This is a genomic window from Actinomadura sp. 1N219, assembly GCF_044326405.1.
Classification (GTDB): Bacteria; Actinomycetota; Actinomycetes; order Streptosporangiales; family Streptosporangiaceae; genus Spirillospora.
On sequence record NZ_JBIRAY010000003.1, the window covers coordinates 32,267 to 49,067 of the forward strand.

Below are 16,801 nucleotides of genomic sequence, written 5' to 3' on the forward strand. Positions count from 1 at the left end.
CTCGTCAAGGACGCCGACACGAACCCCCCGGAACGGCCCGTATCGGGACGTTGAGATCAGCGGATATCGGGACGTCGAGGTCAGCGGACGACCAGCGTGCGTCGCCCGCGGGCGACCAGCTCGCCGATGACCGGGGCGCCGGGGATCTCGCCGGCGATCAGCAGCCCGCCGGAGATCTGCGCGTCGGCCAGCAGCAGCCGCTCCTCCTCGGCGATCCGGCGGAACTCGGTGTGCGGCGACACCCAGGACAGGTTGCGGCGCGTCCCGCCGGGGACGAAGCCGTGCCGGACCGCGGTCCGGGCGCCGTCGAGGTACCGGACGGCGGAGGCGTCCACGACGGCCGTGACGCCGCTCGCCCGCGCCAGCTTGTAGAGGTGGCCGAGCAGCCCGAACCCGGTGACGTCGGTGGCGCAGGCGATGCCGCGTTCCAACGCGGCGAGGCCCGCGTCCGCGTTCAGCGCCGTCATCGTCTCGACGGCGTGCGGGAACACCTGCCCGGTCGCCTTGTGGCGGGCGTTGAGGACGCCGACGCCGAGCGGCTTGGTCAGCGACAGCGGGACGCCGGGGCGCCCGGCGTCCAGCCGCAGCAGCCGGCCGGGGTCGGCGAGGCCGGTGACGGCCATGCCGTACTTCGGCTCGGGGTCGTCGACGCTGTGCCCGCCGGCGATCGCGCAGCCCGCGAGCGCGGCCACGTCCCGGCCGCCGCGCAGCACCTCGCGGGCCAGCTCGGCGGGCAGCAGGTCGCGGGGCCAGCCGAGCAGGTTGAGCGCCATCAGCGGCTCCCCGCCGATCGCGTAGACGTCGGAGAGCGCGTTCGCGGCGGCGATGCGGCCCCAGTCGTAGGCGTCGTCGACGACGGGGGTGGAGAAGTCGGCGGTGGACACCACGGCGCGGCCGCCGCCGATCCGCAGCACGGCGGCGTCGTCGCCGTCCGCTCCCCCGGCGAGCAGGTCGTCGCCGCCGCCGGTGAGCCCGGCCACGAACCGTTCCAGCTCGGCGGGCGGGATCTTGCTCGCGCAGCCGCCGCCGTGCGCGTACTGCGTCAGGCGGGCGACGGGGGCGAGGCGTGTCACCGCAAAATTTAACGCACAACTATCGCAAATGATCAACAAACGGACAGTACGGGTGCGGTCACCGAGGGCGGAGATCCCCGTCCGACCTGCACGGAAATGCGCGAAACCCCTTGTCCGGACACGGCCCCGCGTGATGCGATTCCCTCCTGCAAGTCATCACTTACATCAAGGGGCGAGATGGGGATCCAGGAAAAGCAGGCCGACCTTGACCGAGCCGTCGCCGGGCGGACGATCTGCACCGCCATCGCCGAGACCGCCGAGCGGCACGGCGCCAAGCCCGCCTACTCAGACCGGATCGGCGCCGAATGGACCACCCTCACCTGGGCGGATACGCGAACCCGGGCGCTGGAGACGGCCGCCGGGTTCGCCGCCCTCGGCCTGGAGCCCGGCGACGTCGTCGCGCTGATGATGCCGAACCGCTCCGAGCACGTCCTGGCCGACCTCGGCGCCGTCCACGCGGGCGGGATCCCCACCACCGTGTACGCGACGCTCGCGCCCGACCAGATCGCGTTCGTCGCAGGCCACTGCTCCGCGAGGTACGCCGTCCTGGACGGCAAGGACCAGCTCGACCGCTGGCTGCCCGTCCTCGACCGCCTCCCCGCCCTCCGGACGGTCATCGTCGTGGACGCCGCCGCCTGCCCGCCCGGCGACCGCTACCTCACCTGGGACGCCTTCACCGAACTGGGCCGCACGGCGCTCGCCGCCGACCCCGCCGAGATCGACCGCCGCTGGCGGGCCGTGAAGCCGGACGACACCGTCACGCTGCTGTACACGTCCGGGACGACCGGCGACCCGAAGGGCGTCCTGATCACGCATTCGATGGCGCTGCACGAGGCGGAGATGCTGCAGCGCAGCTCGGTCCGCACCGAGCATCCGTCCGGGATCTCCTACCTGCCGTTCGCGCACATCGCGGACCGCGTCCTCAGCTACTACCTGCCCGTCCGGCTCGCCGCGCACATCCATTTCTGCCCGGACCCGACCCAGCTCGCCGGCATGCTCGGCGAGGTGCGGCCGCACTCGTTCTTCGGCGTCCCGCGCGTCTGGGAGAAGATCATGGCCGGGATCCAGGCCGTGCTCGCCGCCGAGCAGGACAAGGCCAAGAAGCAGGCCGTCAGCAACGCACTCGACGCCGGTCGCGCCTACGTCGCGAGCCAGGAGTACGGCAACACCCCCACGCCCGAGATCACCGCCGCGTTCGAGGCGGCGGACGCGGCGGTCCTGACGCCCATGCGCGCCCTCCTCGGGCTGGACCGCGTCGCCGCCGCGTCCAGCGCCGCCGCCCCGCTGCCCGTCGAGGTCGCCCGCTTCTTCGCCGGCCTCGGCATGAAGATCTTCGACGCCTACGGGATGACCGAGACCACCGGCGCGATCACCGCCAACCTCTCCGACCGCTTCAAGCTCGGCACGGTCGGCCGCCCCCTCGACGGGGTCGAGCTGCGGCTCGCCGACGACGGCGAGATCCTCGTCCGCGGCGCGACGTGCACGCCCGGCTACCTGGACCGCCCGGACGCGACCGCCGACCTCATCGACCCCGCCGGCTGGATCCGCACCGGCGACGTCGGCCGCCTCGACGACGACGGCTTCCTCACCGTCGTCGACCGCAAGAAGGAACTGATCATCACCGCGGGCGGCGAGAACGTCGCGCCGTCGCTCATCGAGAACCGCCTCAAGGAGCACCCGCTCATCGGCCAGGCCCTCGCCTACGGCGACCGCCGCCCCCACGTCGTCGCCCTCATCACCCTCGACGGCGAGGTCGCGCCCGTCTGGGCCGCCGCCCACGGCGTCGACTCCGCCGACCTCGCCGCGCTGGCCGACCACCCCGCCGTCCTGGACGAGATCGCCAAGGCCGTCGCGGACGCCAACGCCCGCCTCGCCCGCGTCCAGCAGGTCAAGAAGTGGCGGCTGCTGCCCGCCGAGTGGACCGCCGAGAGCGAGGAGCTCACCCCGACCCTCAAGCTGAAGCGCCGCGTCGTCCACGCCAAGTACGCCGCCGCCATCGACGCCCTCTACAGCGGTTGAGATCATCCGCACCGGTTAAGATCACCGGCGGAGGCGTGCGAGCGCCTGGTGGCCTCCCCGGCCTTCAAAGCCGACGGTCCCGAGGACCTCGGGACGGCGGGTTCGATTCCCGCACGCCTCCGCCACTGCCGCCGCACCTGCGGTTTCCGGGTACGGTGACCGTTATGGGGCGGATCACGGTGCGCAGACCCGTGCTGCGGCTGAGCACGTCCGGGGCGCGGGGGCGCAGGCCCGACACGCTCGCGGTGGAGGAGCCGCTGGAGATCCGCGTCGCGGGCAAGCCGCTGACGATCACGATGCGGACGCCGGGGCACGACTTCGACCTCGTCGCGGGGTTCCTCGCGGCCGAGGGCGTGATCGCAGGCGCGGGCGACCTGGCGACGATGCGGTACTGCGCCGACACCGAGGAGCAGAACACGCTGGACGTGGTGCTCGCCCCCGGGGTGACGCCGCCGGACGACTCGATGACCAGGGCGTTCACGACGACGAGCGCGTGCGGGGTGTGCGGGAAGTCGAGCATCGAGGCGCTGCGCGCCGACCGGCCCTACGAGGTGGCGGACGATCCGCTGCGGCTCACGCCGGGCCTGCTGGCGGAGCTGCCGGGGCGGCTGCGGGAGGCGCAGCGGGTGTTCGACCGGACGGGCGGCCTGCACGCGGCCGGGCTGTTCGGCGCGGACGCCGGCCTGCTCGCGCTGAGAGAAGATGTCGGGCGGCACAACGCGGTCGACAAGGTAATCGGCTGGGCGCTGCGCCAGGGGCGGCTGCCGCTCGCCGGGACGGTCCTGATGGTGAGCGGGCGCGCGTCGTTCGAGCTGACGCAGAAGGCGATGACGGCGGGCGTCCCGGTGCTGGCGGCGGTGTCGGCGCCGTCGTCGCTGGCGGTGGAGCTGGCCGAGGACGCGGGCATGACGCTCGTCGGGTTCCTGCGCGGCGAGACCATGAACGTCTACGCGGGGGCCGAGCGCATCGTCCTGTGAGGGCGGCGCGGTGGCGAGCCTCACCTCCCCGCCTCTTGACCGGACGGGCGTTCGGCGATTTATTAACTCTGTGTCCAATAAAGTGGCGCTCGCTCGCGTGCACGATGCGGCGGAGCTTGAGCGATTCCGTGACGTCCAGCGCCTGTGCTACCGGTGCGCCGACGAGGTCGCCGCCACGCTCGAACCGGGCGTGACGGAGCGGGAGGCGTGCCGGCGGATGCGGCGGTGGCTGCGCGAGCGCGGCGTGGACGACTGGCTGCACACGCCGTTCGCGTGGTTCGGCGACCGGACGGCGTTCCGCGGCTTCAAGGTCCCGACGCAGTTCCTCCCCAGCGGGGCCCGGCTGGAGGAGGGGATGCCCTACATCCTCGACATGGCCCCGGTGCGGGACGGCTACTCCGCCGACATCGGGTACGGCGGCGTCCTCGGCGAGAACCGGATCTGGGAGCGGCTGGACGCCGACCTCGCCGCCTACCGGGCGCTCATCCTCGACCTCGTCCGCGAGCGCCGCGCGTTCGCCGACATCTACGCAGAGGTGGACGCCCTCATCGACCGGCAGGGATACCAGAACCGGCACCGCAAGTACCCCGGACGGGTCATCGGCCACCAGGTCGGGATCATCGGAGGGTTCCTCCCCAAGCGCGTCGGGTTCCCGTTCGGCGTGCGGTTCCTCCAGACCATCGGCCGCGAGCTCGTCAAGGAGCGCCTGGAAGGCCGCTCGCCGCTCTGGAACGGGGCCGCGCAGTCGCAGCACCCGCCGACGCCCGGCCTGTGGGCCGTGGAGCCGCACATCGGGTTCCGCGGCGTGGGCGTGAAGTTCGAGGAGATCCTCGTGGTCACCGAGGACGACGCGTACTGGCTCGACGACGACTTGCCCCACGTCCATCGGTGGGCGCGGCGGGACGCCCGATGATGGGCGTGACCGGGCGGCGCGTCCGCGGCGACGGCGTCGACCTGGCCGTTTACGAGCAGGGCGACCGGGCCCGGCCGACCGTCCTGCTCGTCCACGGTTATCCCGACACGCACGCCGTCTGGGACGAGGTGACCGGACGGCTCGCCGAGCGGTTCCATGTCGTCCGCTACGACGTGCGGGGGGCGGGGGCGTCGTCCAGGCCGTTCGGACGCAAGCACTACGCGTTCGAGTACCTCATGGCCGACATGCGGGCAGTGCTGGACGCCACGGCGCCCGGGCGCGAGGTGCACCTGGTGGGGCACGACTGGGGCTCGATCCAGGCGTGGGAGGCGGTCTGCACGATGCAGGAGCGCTTCGCGTCGTTCACCTCGATCTCCGGGCCGTGCCTGGACCACGTCGCGCACTGGACGCGGCGGATCCTGGCCCGTCCGACGCCGTCCAACCTGAAACGGGCCGCGGGGCAGGCCGTCAGGTCCTGGTACATCTACTTCTTCCAGACGCCGCTGCTGCCGGAGCTGCTGTGGCGGGCGGGGATGTCCCGGCCGTTCGCGCGGGCGCTGGAGGTGGGCGAGGGCGTACCGGCGCGCGAGGGCCACCCGGCCCGGACGATGGGGCGCGACGGCGCGTCCGGCGTCGGGCTCTACCGGGCGAACATGGTGCGGCGGCTGTCCCGTCCGCGCGACCGGCGCACGGACGTGCCGACGCAGGTCATCGTCCCCACCAAGGACCTGTTCGTCTCCCCGCACCTGGTCGGCGGGCTGGCCGGGCGCGTCCCGAACCTGTCGCTGCGGCCGATCGCCGCCGGGCACTGGGTGCCGCGCAGCCACCCGGACGCCGTCGCCCGCTGGATCGCCGAGCACATCACGGGCGTCGAGGGCGGCCCGCTCACCGCCGCCGAGGCGCGCGGCCTGCGGCGCGCCGAGGTCGGGCCGGGCAGGCGCCCGTTCGACGGCTCGCTCGTGGTCGTGACCGGCGCGGGCAGCGGGATCGGGCGGGCCACCGCGCTGGCGTTCGCCGAGCGAGGCGCCGAGATCGTCGCCGCCGACCTCGACCCGGCCTCCGCCCAGCGCACCGCGGAACTCGCCGGTCTGCTGGGCCCGGAGGGGCACGCGTTCAAGGTGGACGTGTCCGACCCCGCCGCGATGGAGGACTTCGCCAAGTCCGTCCTGCACGACCACGGGGTACCGGACGTCGTCGTCAACAACGCCGGGATCGGCATGGCCGGATCGTTCTTCGACCACACCGCCGACGACTGGCGGAGGGTCCTGGACGTCAACCTCTGGGGCGTCATCCACGGATCGCGGCTCTTCGCCGCGCAGATGGTGGAACGCGGGCACGGCGGCCACATCGTGAACACGTCGTCGGCCGCGGCGTTCACGCCGTCCCGCGCCCTGCCCGCCTACGCGACGAGCAAGGCGGCCGTGCTGATGCTGTCGGAGTGCCTGCGCGCCGAGCTGAAGGGCAAGGGCATCGGGGTCAGCGCCGTCTGCCCGGGCATCGTCAACACCAACATCACCCGGACGTCCCGCTTCGTCGGCCAGGACCGGGACGAGGAGGCGCGCAGCCGGAAGCGCGCCGCGCGGGCCTACGCGCGCCGCGACTTCGGCCCGGACGGCGTGGCGGAGCAGATCGTCGCGGCCGTCCGGCGGGACAGGGCCGTCGTCCCGGTCACGCCCGAGGCGCGCCTCGGCTACGCGGCGTCCCGGGCGGCGCCGGGCCTCATGCGGCTCCTGGCGCGGCTCGACGTCGGCCGGTGAACGGTTTACCGGCTCGGGGTTTCCCCACGGGCCGGAACATGCGACCTTTGCAGGACAGGCCCAGCGGCCCGGCCCCGCCCCGGCGGGGCCGTCCCCGCACGGACCCGGAACGGCACCGGAGCGTGAGGCATGCGGATTCGCGACATCCTGCGGAGGAAGGGAGACACGGTGGCCACGGTTCGTCCCGAGGCCACCGTGCGGCAGCTGCTCGCCGTCCTGGCGGAGCACAACATCGGGGCGGTGGTGGTCTCGCCGGACGGCGCGTCCATCGCCGGGATCGTGTCCGAACGAGACGTGGTACGGCGGATGCACGAGCGCGGCGCGGTGCTGCTCGACCGTCCCGTCTCCGACATCATGACCTCGGAGGTCCGCAGCTGCGGCCCCGCCGACAAGGTCGAGGACCTGCGCCGCACCATGACCGAGCACCGGATCCGGCACGTGCCCGTCGTCGAGGACGGGCGCCTCACCGGGATCGTCAGCATCGGCGACGTCGTCAAGAGCGCCATCGACGAGCTGGAGAGCGAACGCGAGCACCTGGTCGGCTACATCCAGAACGTCCAGTAGTCCCGTCTGAGCGGGCCGCCGGACCGGCCGTCCGGCGGCCCGCTCACACGTACGCGGGGAGCTGGCGGGCGGCAGGGGCGGCCTCGGCCTCGCGGAAGGCCAGCGCGAGCCGTTCGACGGCCGGGCGCAGCGTGTCCGGCGGCAGGACGTACGGCAGCCGGACGTAGTCCTCCAGGACGCCGTCCACGCCGAACACCGGCCCGCCGACGACCCGGACGCCGAGCCGCTCGGCCGCCTCCGCGAGTCGCGTGGCGACCGGCGCGCCGATCCGCGCCCACAGCGACATGCCGCCCGCGGGCAGCCCGAAGTCCCAGCCGGGCAGCAGCTCGCGCAGCGCGGCGGCGAGCGCGTCCCTGCCGCGCAGCAGGCTCTCCGCGCGCTCGGCCCTGACCTCCTCCACCCGCAGCAGCAGCTCCCGGACGATCAGCTGGTCCAGCACCGGGCTCGCCATGTCGAACGGCTCGCGGGCGATGATCAGGCGGCGGGCCAGCGGGGCGGTGGTGCGGATCCAGCCGATGCGCAGCCCGCCCCACAGCAGCTTGGACGCCGACCCGATGGTGACGACCCGTCCGCCCTGGTCGTAGGCGGCCAGCGGCGGCTCGCGCGGCGCGTCCGGGTCGAGGGCGAGGTCGGCGAACGTCTCGTCGGCGACGAGGAACGCGTCGGCGCGGCGCCCGGCGTCGACGAGCGCGGCCCGCTCGGCGGCGGGCATGAGGTGCCCGGTCGGGTTCTGGAAGTCGGGGATCGTGTAGGCCATCCGGACGGCGGCCTGCCGCATGGCGCCCGCGATCAGCTCGACGTCCCAGCCCTCGTTGACGCCGACCGGGACGAGCCGGGTCCCGCGGGCGCGGAGCGCGCCGAGCGCGTGCGGGTAGGTCGGGCGCTCCACCATCACGGGGTCGCCGGGCTCGACCAGCACCTGCGCCAGGAGGGTGAACGCGTGCTGCGCCCCGGTGGTGACGACGATCTGGTCGGGCCGGGTCGGGACGCCGCGCGCCGCGTAGCCGTCCGCGATGACCTGCCGCAGGCTCGCCAGGCCCGCGGGCTCGTATCCGGGGCCTGAGCTGTAGCGGGGCAGCTCGTCGACGGCGGCGGCGACGGCCTCGCCGAAGATCGCCGGGGCGCCGGGGGTGGCGCAGCCGAGGTCGATGAAGGACGGGTCGTCGGGCACGGGATGGGCCTTGCCGAACCGCCCGCCGTGGCGGCCGTCATGCCGGCCGTCATGCACCGCCGCGACGTGCGGCTCGGCGGACGACATCCGGACCGGGGGCAGCGCCGTCCAGCTTCCCGCGCCCTGCCGGCTCTCGACGTAGCCCTCGTCGCGGAGGCGGTCGTAGGCGGCGGTGACGGTGGTCCGGCTGACGCCGAGCGCGGCGGCGAGGTCCCGTTCGGCCGGGAGACGGGTGCGCAGGGCGAGCCGCCCGTCCAGGACGAGGCCGCGCACCGACCGGGCCAGTGCCGCGTAGACGGGCCGCTCCCCTGCGACGTCGCCCAGCAGCCGGGCCAGGTTCGGGCCGCTCACATACCGTGTGCTCACACAAGCCACTTTCCCACATTGGCCCTGTAATCACCAGTCCACTCTGCGGCAAGGTGGGCGAGGACGATGCCACTGATGGGTTTGGAGCGCGGCAATGGCCTTGATGGTGCGCCGGTTGGTGCAGCTGTACGTCGGATTGGCCCTGTACGGCCTGGGAATCGCCCTGCAGGTGTCGTCGGGCCTCGGGAACGACCCGTGGGACGTCTTCCACCAGGGCCTGTCCCGGCGCTTCGGCCTGTCGATCGGCGTCTGGATCATCATCATCGGCGCGGTGGTCATGATCGCGTGGATCCCGCTGCGGCAGCGGCCCGGCATCGGGACGATCAGCAACGTCGTCCTCGTCGGCGTCTTCGCGGACCTGTTCCTCTGGCTGCTGCCGACGCCTGACGCGCTCACCGCGCGCTGGGCGTTCCTGGTCACGGCCGTGCTGGTCGGCGGGTTCGCGACCGGCTGCTACATCGGCGCGGGCCTCGGCCCCGGCCCCCGCGACGGCCTGATGACCGGGCTCGCCGCGCGCGGCCGGTCCATCCGCGTGGTGCGGACGGGGATCGAGCTGACGGTGCTCGCCGCGGGCTGGCTGCTCGGCGGCACGGTCGGGATTGGAACGCTCCTCTACGCGGTGGCGATCGGCCCGCTGACGCACGTGCTCCTGCCCGCCCTGACGATCAAGCAGCCCGTCCCGGAGCCGGTCCCCGAGCCGGACCCGGAACCCGTCCGCGCCGGCTAGCGCGCGAAGAGGCGGACGGCCTGCTCGGCGAGCGCGGTGAGCAGGGGCGCGGCTTCGGATTTCAGCTCGTCCAGGGTGCGGGGGCCGTCGGCGAGGCTGAACGCGGCGGTGAGGCCGAGGGCGTGCAGGCCGTCCAGCGGCCCCGCGACGCCGCCCGCGAGGGCGACGCAGGGGACGCCGTGCTCCTTCGCGAGGGCGGCGACGGCGGAGACGACCTTGCCGGACGCGCTCTGCCCGTCCACCCGCCCCTCGCCGGTGATCACCAGGTCGGCGCCGGCGAGGGCGGCGGGGAGCCCGACGGCCTCCGCCACCAGGATGGCGCCGCCGGACGGTTCGGCGCCGAGCACGGCGACGAGCCCGCCGCAGGTGCCTCCGGCCGCGCCCGCGCCCGGCAGGTCGTGGACGCGGACGCCGTAATGCGCTGCGAGGACGTCGGCGAAGCTGGTGAGCGCGGCGTCCAGCTCCCGGACCTCGGCCGGGGACGCGCCCTTCTGCGGGCCGAACACGGCGGCGGCGCCGTCCGGCCCGGCGAGCGGGTTGGCGACGTCGCAGGCCACGCGGAAACGGGCGGCGCGCACGGCGTCCGGTACGCCGGAGTCGTCGATGCGCGCGAGGCGGGCGAGCGCCGCCCCGCCCGGCGGCAGGTCGCGGCCGCCGCCGTCCAGGAAGCGAACGCCGAGGGCGCGCAGCAGGCCGGTCCCGCCGTCGGTGCTGGCGCTGCCGCCGATGCAGACGAGCACGTCGCGGGCCCCGCGCCGCACGGCGTCCGCGATCAGCTCCCCGGTGCCGGTGGTGGCGGCGTTCAGCGGGTCGGGCGGGACGTCCTCGACCAGCGGCAGCCCGGACGCCGCCGCCAGCTCCACCACGGCGGAGCGCCCGTCACCGCTCAGGGCGTAGCGCGCTTGGACCGGGCGGCCGAGCGGGTCGGTCGCGGCGACCTCGACGGCGTCGCCCGCGCGTGCGCTGAGGAAGCAGTCGAGCGTCCCCTCGCCGCCGTCGGCCATCGGGACCGCGGCCACCTCGGCGCCCGGCACGGCGCGGCGGACGCCCGCCTCGACGGCCGCGCACACGGCGGCGGCGGGCAGGCCGCCCTTGAACGAGTCGGGCGCGACCACGACTCGCAGGCGGCTCACCGTTCGGCGGCGAGCGTGGCCAGGACGGTGGAGAACTCCCGGGGCAGCACCAGCGTGTCGCCCTCGTAGCGGGTCTCGAGGTAGGTCATCTCACCGGCGCGCCACCAGTACAGGTGCGGGCTGAGCGAACCCGGCCCCTCCTCGTAGGCGCGGTGGGCCTGCGCCTGCAGTTCCGTGGCGGCGGCCACGGCCGTGTTGTAGCGGGCCCTGGCGTCGCCTTCGGCGAGGCGGAGCGGGTGGGTGACGATGAGGCTGCGGTTGGGGGCGATGACCAGCGCGCCGTGCGGGCCGATCGGCAGGTACTCCTCCAGCCACGCCAGGTGGGTCGCGACGTAGAACGTCCAGCCGTGCAGGACGGAGACGCGGACGCCGCCGAGGTCCTGCTCGTCGACCTGGAGGGGCCCGTCGCCGCGGACGTTGGCGCGGCCGAGCATGAACAGCGCGTCGCCGGAGACCGGCCAGCCGTTCATCTCCTCCTTGCTGAGCGTCCGGACGGACGTCGGCGTGTCGACCACCACGACCTCGATCAGGCCGGGCGCGAACGGGCGGGCGGCCAGCCCGCCGTTGTCGGCCTCGTCCGGGTAGATCCGGGTGCGCAGCAGATGCTGGGCGAGGTCGAAGTCGCTGAGGTCGAGGGGCTCCTCCATCGAGGTGACGATGGTGGTGACGTAGTCGGACACGACGGCCGGCCAGTCCGTGCGGGGCACGAGCCGGGCGAGCTGCCGCACGTCCCGCATGTTGACGGGCAGGCGCTGCGGGCCCTCCAGCATGACGATCTCGCCGGGAGCCTTGTGGCAGGAGTAGCCGAGGCTTTCGGCGACGAGCACGACCAGCGAGTCGAGGGTGCCGTCGTCCCACGGATGGGGACGTGCATGGCGGCCGCTCATCGCGCACCTCCTGGGGGTGCTTCGAGGGTGAGCGCGCCGAGGTACGGCACGGCGGGGTCCGGGCCTGAATCGAGAACGGGAGCGGCGGCGTCGAGCACCGCGGTGGTGTCGAGCACGGCTGGAGCGCCGAGCTCCAGCGTGCGCTGGCGCGGGCCGTGGCCCGCCGGGACGCCCGCGAGGACGGGGACGCCGAGCGGCCCGAGCCGCGCGGCGAACACCGAGTCGAGCTCGGCGGGGTCGCCGCAGTCGCGCCAGGAGCCGAGCGCGATCCCGGCGGCGCCGTCGAACCAGCCCGCCTGGAGGAGCTGGACGAGCATCCGGTCGACCCGGTAGGGCGCCTCGGTGACGTCCTCCAGGAAGACGACGCCGCCGGCGGCGGGCGGCGGCGCGTACGGGGTGCCGAGCAGGGTGGTGAGGAGCGACAGGGTGCCGCCGGTGAGGGGGCCCTCCGCCCGTCCCGGCCGCAGCGCGTGCGTGCCGGGCAGGGCGACGGGACCGCCGAACAGGGCGGCGCGGAGGCCGTCGAGCGATTCGTCGGGCATGCCCTCCGATACGGCCGGGGCGAGGTCCGCGATCAGTCCGGCGGGCATGGGGCCGAAGGACGTGGTGACGCCGAGGCGCGTCCCGAAGGCGGCGTGCAGGGCGGTCACGTCGCTGGAGCCGTGCAGGATCTTCGGCCCGCGGCCGGACGCGGCGGCCGCCTCCGTCGCGGCGGCGAGGGCGTCCCAGTCGAGCAGGTCCAGGAGGCGGGTGGCGCCGTAGCCGCCCCGCGCGCAGACGACCGCCCGGACGCCGGGGTCGCACCAGGCGGCCTGGAGGTCGGCGGCCCGTTCGGCGTCGCCCCCGGCGAGCTGGTGCCATTCGTCTCGGAGCGGTCCAGAATGACCCAGATTGACACGGTCTAGGGCATGCTTGGCGACCACCGGGTCAAGACCGAGATCGCGGAGGGCGGCGCAGCCCGCCTCGAGGCGGGCGGGCTCGGCGGGACCGCTGGGCGCGATCACGGCGACCCGGTCGCCGGGCCGCAATCGCCCGTGCCTGCGGGCCCTCCGGGACCGCGCCGGGCCTCCCGGCAGGCCGGCGCCGGGCGCGTCGGACGGCTCCTCGGCCGCCTCCGCGCGGGCGCCCCCGCTGTTCAACCCGATCCCTCCTCGCACCACGACGGATAGAGCTTGTCAGGATCCGGACGCCAGCGGAAGAGGCGACCGGTCACGACCCCCCAACAGATCATCTCCCGGTCATCTCCCCGTACCGAGTGCGATTCGGGCGAGGCGCGGGAGCGTCTCGCCGATCGGCCGCCGCAGCACCGCGTCGGCCAGCCCATCGTACGGCGTCTCCGCCGCGTTGATGATCACCAGCCGGGCGCCGTGGTCGACGGCCTCCAGGCACAGCCCGGCGGCGGGCTGGACGGTCAGCGACGTGCCGACGGCCAGGAACAGGTCGCAGAACCTGGCCGCGGTGATCGCGGCGTCGAGGACGTCCTGGTCGAGCGCCTGCCCGAAGGAGATCGTCGCGGACTTCTGCACGCCGCCGCAGCCGGCGCAGGGCGGGTCGTCCTCGCCCGCGTCGACGCGGGCGAGGATCTCGGGCATCGGGGTGCGCAGGCCGCAGGACAGGCAGACGGCCTCGCGGGCCGTGCCGTGGATCTCGATGACCTTGTCGGCGGACGACCCGGCGCGCTGGTGCAGCCCGTCGATGTTCTGGGTGATCAAGGCGCGGAGCCGTCCGGCCCGCTCCAGCTCGACGAGCGCGGCGTGGGCGGCGTTGGGCTGAGCGTCCCAGATCGGGCTGTCGAGGCGGGAGCGCCAGGCGCGGCGGCGCACCTCCCGGACGGCGACGTAGGAGTCGATCGTGGACATCGCCTCCGCCGACGGGTCCTTCGTCCAGACGCCCTCGGGGCCGCGGAAGTCGGGGATGCCGCTGTCGGTGGAGATTCCGGCGCCGGTCAGCACCGTGATCGCCGCGGCGTGGGGCAGCAGCTCGGCGAGCGTCTGGGGAGCGTCCACCCGCAACATGTTAGGCCCCGAACGGATATCCGCCGAGCTCACGGAGCGTCACGGACGGAGCGGTCTTCAAAAGGTGACAAACTTGGCCCTGTATGAGGTCGACGCCGCACATCCTGGTGGTCAACGGCACCAAGGTCCGCCGCCCGGTGTTCATCCTGGGCGCTCCGCACTCGGGTGCGGAGCTGCTGGCGCGCGCGGTGAAACGGTCCCCCGGCTTCCATCTGACCACCGGCCGTCACGGCGTGCTGCGCGTCACCTACGCGTTCGCGCGGCGGCCGTCGATCGCGGCGGACCGGGAGAAGGGCGCGGCGCGGGTGCTGCGGGACGCCTGCGCCGAGGCGTGGCTGATCTCGGCCAGGGCCTGCGCGCAGTGCCCGGACGAGTGCCGTGAGCTGGCCGGACTCCCGCCGCGGGGGCGGGAGCGCGCGGGCCGCGGCGTCCGACCCGGCGGGGAGCCGGCGGAGCCGTGCGTGGAGCCGTCCGGGATCGTCCGGTTCGCCGACGCGTCGCCCGACCTGATCTACAGCGCCGACGTGCTCCTGGACGCCTTCCCCGACGCGCAGCTCGTCCAGGTCATCCGCGACGGCCGCGACGCGGTCGCCGACATGCTGGACGACGAGCGCTGCCTGGCCTGGTTCAAGCCGGGCCTCGCCAACCTCGACACGGTGTTCCCGAACCCGTTCTTCGGCGTCGAGGACCACACCGAGCGGAGCCGCTGGCCGTCCGCCGCGCCCGCCGTCAAGTGCGCGCTGCGCTGGCGGGGGTCGGTGCGGCTCAGCGCGCGGCTGCGGCGGCAGGTCCCGGAGGAGCAGCTGTTCACCGTCCGTTACGAGGATCTGGTGTCCAGGGCGCGCCGCGTCGGCGCGGCGCTGTCGGAGTACCTGGACGCGCCGATCTCCAGGACGGCGCTGACCGGCCTCGTCCGCGCCGGGGAGCTCGGCGCCGAGGCGGGCGCCGGGGTCGGGTCGTGGCGGGAGCGGCTGACCGCGCGGCAGCTCGCCCAGGTCGAGAAGGTCGCCGGGACGGAGCTGCGGCGCCTCGGCTACCCCCTCGGCTCGGACCTCTGAGCGGTCGTTCCGCGCCGGTCACTCGGCTCCGGTCACTCAGTTCCGGTCACTCGGCTCCGAGCGGCTCGGTCTGGCGCTCCTCGTCGCGCTGGTGCGAGAACTGCGTGCGGTACAGCTCGGCGTACAGGCCGCCCTGGAGCAGCAGTTCCTCGTGCCGCCCGCGCTCGGCGACCCGGCCGCCGTCGATCACCAGGATCTGGTCGGCCTCCCGGATCGTCGACAGCCGGTGCGCGATCACCAGGGACGTCCGCCCGGCGAGGGCCGTGCGCAGGGCCCGCTGGACGGCCGCCTCGGACTCGGAGTCCAGGTGCGCGGTCGCCTCGTCCAGGACGACCACCGACGGCGCCTTGAGCAGCAGCCGCGCGATGGCGAGCCGCTGCTTCTCCCCGCCCGACAGCCGGTAGCCGCGGTCGCCGACGACGGTGTCCAGGCCCTCGGACATGTCGGCGACCAGCCCGCCGATCTGCGCGGCGTCCAGCGCGGCGAGGATCTCCGCGTCGGACGCGTCCGGGCGGGCGTAGCGCATGTTCTCGCGGATCGTGTCGTGGAACAGGTGCGCGTCCTGGCTGACCACGCCGATCTCGGCGCGCAGCGATTCGAGGGTGACGTCGCGGACGTCCACGCCCCCGATCCGGACCGCGCCCTCGGACACGTCGTACAGCCGCGACACCAGGTGCGTGATAGTCGACTTGCCGGCGCCGGACGGCCCGACGAGCGCGACGAGCCGTCCGGGCGCGGCGGTGAAGTCGACGTCGTGCAGGACCTCGCGGCCGGGGGCGGTGTCGGTGCGCGCGATCGACTCCAGCGACGCCAGCGACACCTCCTCCGCCGACGGGTAGGCGAACCGGACGTGGTCGAACTCGATCGACGGCGCCTTCGGGGCCTTCGTCAGCGACGGGGCCTTCTCGTCGGACGCGCGGCGGCCCCCGTCGAGCGGGCGGGCCTTGTCGGACGAGCGGGCCTTGTCGAGCGGGCGGGCGCCGGCGCGGTCGCGGATCAGCGGCTTGAGGTCCAGGACCTCGAACACGCGGTCGAAGCTGACGAGCGCGGTCATCACGTCCACGTGGACGTTCGACAGCGCGGTGAGCGGCCCGTACATGCGGGTCAGCAGGGTGGCGAGCGCGACGAGCGTGCCGATCTCGAAGCTGCCGTTCACGACCAGGGAGCCGCCGACGCCGTAGACCATCGCGGTGGCGAGGGCCGCGACGAGCGTCAGCGCGGTGAAGAACACCCGCCCGTACATGGCCGCGACGACGCCAACGTCGCGGACGCGCGCGGCGCGCCCGCGGAAGTTCTCCTCCTCCTCGGAGGGACGCCCGTACAGCTTGGCCAGCATCGCGCCCGCGACGTTGAACCGCTCGGTCATCAGCGAGCCCATCTCGGCGTCCAGCACCATCTGCTCGCGGCTGACGCGCTGCAGGCGCTTGCCGACCCACTTGGCCGGCAGGACGAAGATCGGGAGCAGCAGCAGCGCGATCAGCGTGACCTGCCACGACAGGATCATCATGGTGACCAGCACCATGGCCAGGCTGAGCACGTTCGACACCACCGACGACAGGGTGGTGGTGATCGCGCGCTGCGCGCCGATGACGTCGTTGTTCAGCCGGCTGACGAGCGATCCCGTCTGGGCGCGCATGAAGAACGCGACGGGCTGCCGCTGGACGTGCGCGAAGACCTGGCTGCGCAGGTCGTAGATGAGCCCTTCGCCGATGCGCGCCGAGTACCAGCGCTGCGCGAGGCCGAGCACGGCCTCCACCAGCGCGAGCCCGGCGACGGCGACCGCGAGCCAGATCACCAGGTCCTGCCGTCCCGGCAGGATGCCGCGGTCGATGATCGCCTTCAGCAGCAGCGGGTTGGCGACGACGATCAGCGCGGCGAACGAGTTCAGGGTGAGGAACAGCACCAGCTCGCGGACGTACGGCCGCGCGTAGCCCACGATCCGCCCGACGGTGCCGGGCTTGAGCTTCTGCTGGGTGACGGAGCCGTCCTTGCGGAACGAGGCCATCACCTGCCAGCCGTTGCCCGGCATTCCCATCGAGCACCTCCGAGATCCGCCCGTACGCGATCAAGCCCGTGTAATCAAGTAAGCATCGCAGCGTCCGGTGGCACAACGCGCGCCTCGACGGCGGCCTTCCCGCGTC

At 74.0% G+C, this 16,801-nt stretch carries 14 protein-coding genes and 1 tRNA gene; 8 read left to right on the forward strand and 7 right to left on the reverse strand.

The genetic code is table 11. From position 1 onward, the window contains the following. Positions 1 to 80: 80 nt before the first annotated feature. Positions 81 to 1,073: a selenide, water dikinase SelD gene (gene selD, locus ACH35V_RS12280; protein ID WP_395972099.1), complete on the reverse strand. Its 993-nt coding sequence runs from the start codon at positions 1,071 to 1,073 to the stop codon at positions 81 to 83. Between the two features lie 177 nt (positions 1,074 to 1,250). On the opposite strand from selD, the gene ACH35V_RS12285 reads away from it, so the two are divergent. From ACH35V_RS12285 to ACH35V_RS12310, 6 genes are all read left to right on the forward strand, one after another. Beyond that, positions 1,251 to 3,092, forward strand: a complete 1,842-nt coding sequence (locus ACH35V_RS12285; RefSeq protein ID WP_395972100.1) for an AMP-dependent synthetase/ligase — start codon at positions 1,251 to 1,253, stop codon at positions 3,090 to 3,092. A 29-nt stretch (positions 3,093 to 3,121) separates the two neighbouring features. Beyond that, positions 3,122 to 3,217: transfer RNA gene (locus ACH35V_RS12290), tRNA-Sec, on the forward strand. Positions 3,218 to 3,256: 39 nt separating this feature from the next. Beyond that, positions 3,257 to 4,069 (forward strand): formate dehydrogenase accessory sulfurtransferase FdhD, encoded by an 813-nt coding sequence (gene fdhD / locus ACH35V_RS12295; RefSeq protein ID WP_395972101.1) that lies wholly within the window; start codon positions 3,257 to 3,259, stop codon positions 4,067 to 4,069. 97 nt (positions 4,070 to 4,166) lie between these two features. Continuing rightward, positions 4,167 to 4,982 (forward strand): M24 family metallopeptidase, encoded by an 816-nt coding sequence (locus tag ACH35V_RS12300; protein WP_395972102.1) that lies wholly within the window; start codon positions 4,167 to 4,169, stop codon positions 4,980 to 4,982. Continuing rightward, positions 4,979 to 6,739 carry an SDR family oxidoreductase gene (locus ACH35V_RS12305; protein ID WP_395972103.1) on the forward strand — a complete coding sequence of 587 codons (1,761 nt, stop codon included), beginning with the start codon at positions 4,979 to 4,981 and terminating at the stop codon, positions 6,737 to 6,739. The genes ACH35V_RS12300 and ACH35V_RS12305 overlap by 4 nt, the downstream gene beginning before the upstream one ends. A gap of 129 nt (positions 6,740 to 6,868) precedes the next feature. Further along, on the forward strand, positions 6,869 to 7,303 hold the full coding sequence (locus ACH35V_RS12310; RefSeq protein ID WP_131965336.1) for a CBS domain-containing protein: 435 nt from the start codon (positions 6,869 to 6,871) through the stop codon (positions 7,301 to 7,303). Positions 7,304 to 7,346: 43 nt separating this feature from the next. Here the strand turns inward: ACH35V_RS12310 and ACH35V_RS12315 are convergent, their stop codons facing one another. Further along, positions 7,347 to 8,840, reverse strand: a complete 1,494-nt coding sequence (locus ACH35V_RS12315; protein ID WP_395972104.1) for a PLP-dependent aminotransferase family protein — start codon at positions 8,838 to 8,840, stop codon at positions 7,347 to 7,349. A 94-nt stretch (positions 8,841 to 8,934) separates the two neighbouring features. Here ACH35V_RS12315 and ACH35V_RS12320 point away from each other — a divergent pair, with 94 nt between their 5' ends. After that, positions 8,935 to 9,567, forward strand: a complete 633-nt coding sequence (locus ACH35V_RS12320; RefSeq protein WP_395972105.1) for a YitT family protein — start codon at positions 8,935 to 8,937, stop codon at positions 9,565 to 9,567. Here ACH35V_RS12320 and ACH35V_RS12325 read toward each other — a convergent pair. From ACH35V_RS12325 to ACH35V_RS12340, 4 genes are all read right to left on the reverse strand, one after another. Then, complete coding sequence (locus ACH35V_RS12325; protein WP_395972106.1) at positions 9,564 to 10,700, reverse strand: glycerate kinase; 1,137 nt, start codon at positions 10,698 to 10,700, stop codon at positions 9,564 to 9,566. The genes ACH35V_RS12320 and ACH35V_RS12325 overlap by 4 nt on opposite strands. Next, positions 10,697 to 11,587, reverse strand: a complete 891-nt coding sequence (locus ACH35V_RS12330) for a hypothetical protein (protein ID WP_395972107.1) — start codon at positions 11,585 to 11,587, stop codon at positions 10,697 to 10,699. The genes ACH35V_RS12325 and ACH35V_RS12330 overlap by 4 nt, the downstream gene beginning before the upstream one ends. Then, positions 11,584 to 12,726, reverse strand: coding sequence for an LD-carboxypeptidase (locus ACH35V_RS12335; RefSeq protein ID WP_395972109.1), 1,143 nt, complete (start codon positions 12,724 to 12,726; stop codon positions 11,584 to 11,586). The genes ACH35V_RS12330 and ACH35V_RS12335 overlap by 4 nt, the downstream gene beginning before the upstream one ends. Positions 12,727 to 12,825: 99 nt before the next feature. Next, on the reverse strand, positions 12,826 to 13,602 hold the full coding sequence (locus ACH35V_RS12340) for an SIR2 family NAD-dependent protein deacylase (RefSeq protein WP_395972111.1): 777 nt from the start codon (positions 13,600 to 13,602) through the stop codon (positions 12,826 to 12,828). A gap of 83 nt (positions 13,603 to 13,685) precedes the next feature. Here ACH35V_RS12340 and ACH35V_RS12345 point away from each other — a divergent pair, with 83 nt between their 5' ends. Beyond that, positions 13,686 to 14,660, forward strand: coding sequence for a sulfotransferase (locus ACH35V_RS12345; RefSeq protein ID WP_395972112.1), 975 nt, complete (start codon positions 13,686 to 13,688; stop codon positions 14,658 to 14,660). Between the two features lie 46 nt (positions 14,661 to 14,706). On the opposite strand, the gene ACH35V_RS12350 is transcribed toward ACH35V_RS12345, so the two are convergent. Then, positions 14,707 to 16,695 carry an ABC transporter ATP-binding protein gene (locus ACH35V_RS12350; protein ID WP_395972113.1) on the reverse strand — a complete coding sequence of 663 codons (1,989 nt, stop codon included), beginning with the start codon at positions 16,693 to 16,695 and terminating at the stop codon, positions 14,707 to 14,709. Between the last annotated feature and the right edge of the window lie 106 nt (positions 16,696 to 16,801).

Excerpts from the sequence above, each read along its gene's own strand:
- ACH35V_RS12310 (WP_131965336.1), top strand. The coding sequence starts at position 6,869 with ATGCGGATTCGCGACATCCTGCGGAGGAAGGGAGACACGGTGGCCACG.
- ACH35V_RS12340 (WP_395972111.1), bottom strand. The coding sequence starts at position 13,602 with ATGTTGCGGGTGGACGCTCCCCAGACGCTCGCCGAGCTGCTGCCCCAC.
- ACH35V_RS12350 (WP_395972113.1), bottom strand. The coding sequence starts at position 16,695 with ATGGGAATGCCGGGCAACGGCTGGCAGGTGATGGCCTCGTTCCGCAAG.
- fdhD (WP_395972101.1), top strand. The coding sequence starts at position 3,257 with ATGGGGCGGATCACGGTGCGCAGACCCGTGCTGCGGCTGAGCACGTCC.
- ACH35V_RS12320 (WP_395972105.1), top strand. The coding sequence starts at position 8,935 with ATGGCCTTGATGGTGCGCCGGTTGGTGCAGCTGTACGTCGGATTGGCC.
- ACH35V_RS12305 (WP_395972103.1), top strand. The coding sequence starts at position 4,979 with ATGATGGGCGTGACCGGGCGGCGCGTCCGCGGCGACGGCGTCGACCTG.
- ACH35V_RS12345 (WP_395972112.1), top strand. The coding sequence starts at position 13,686 with ATGAGGTCGACGCCGCACATCCTGGTGGTCAACGGCACCAAGGTCCGC.
- ACH35V_RS12285 (WP_395972100.1), top strand. The coding sequence starts at position 1,251 with ATGGGGATCCAGGAAAAGCAGGCCGACCTTGACCGAGCCGTCGCCGGG.
- ACH35V_RS12330 (WP_395972107.1), bottom strand. The coding sequence starts at position 11,587 with ATGAGCGGCCGCCATGCACGTCCCCATCCGTGGGACGACGGCACCCTC.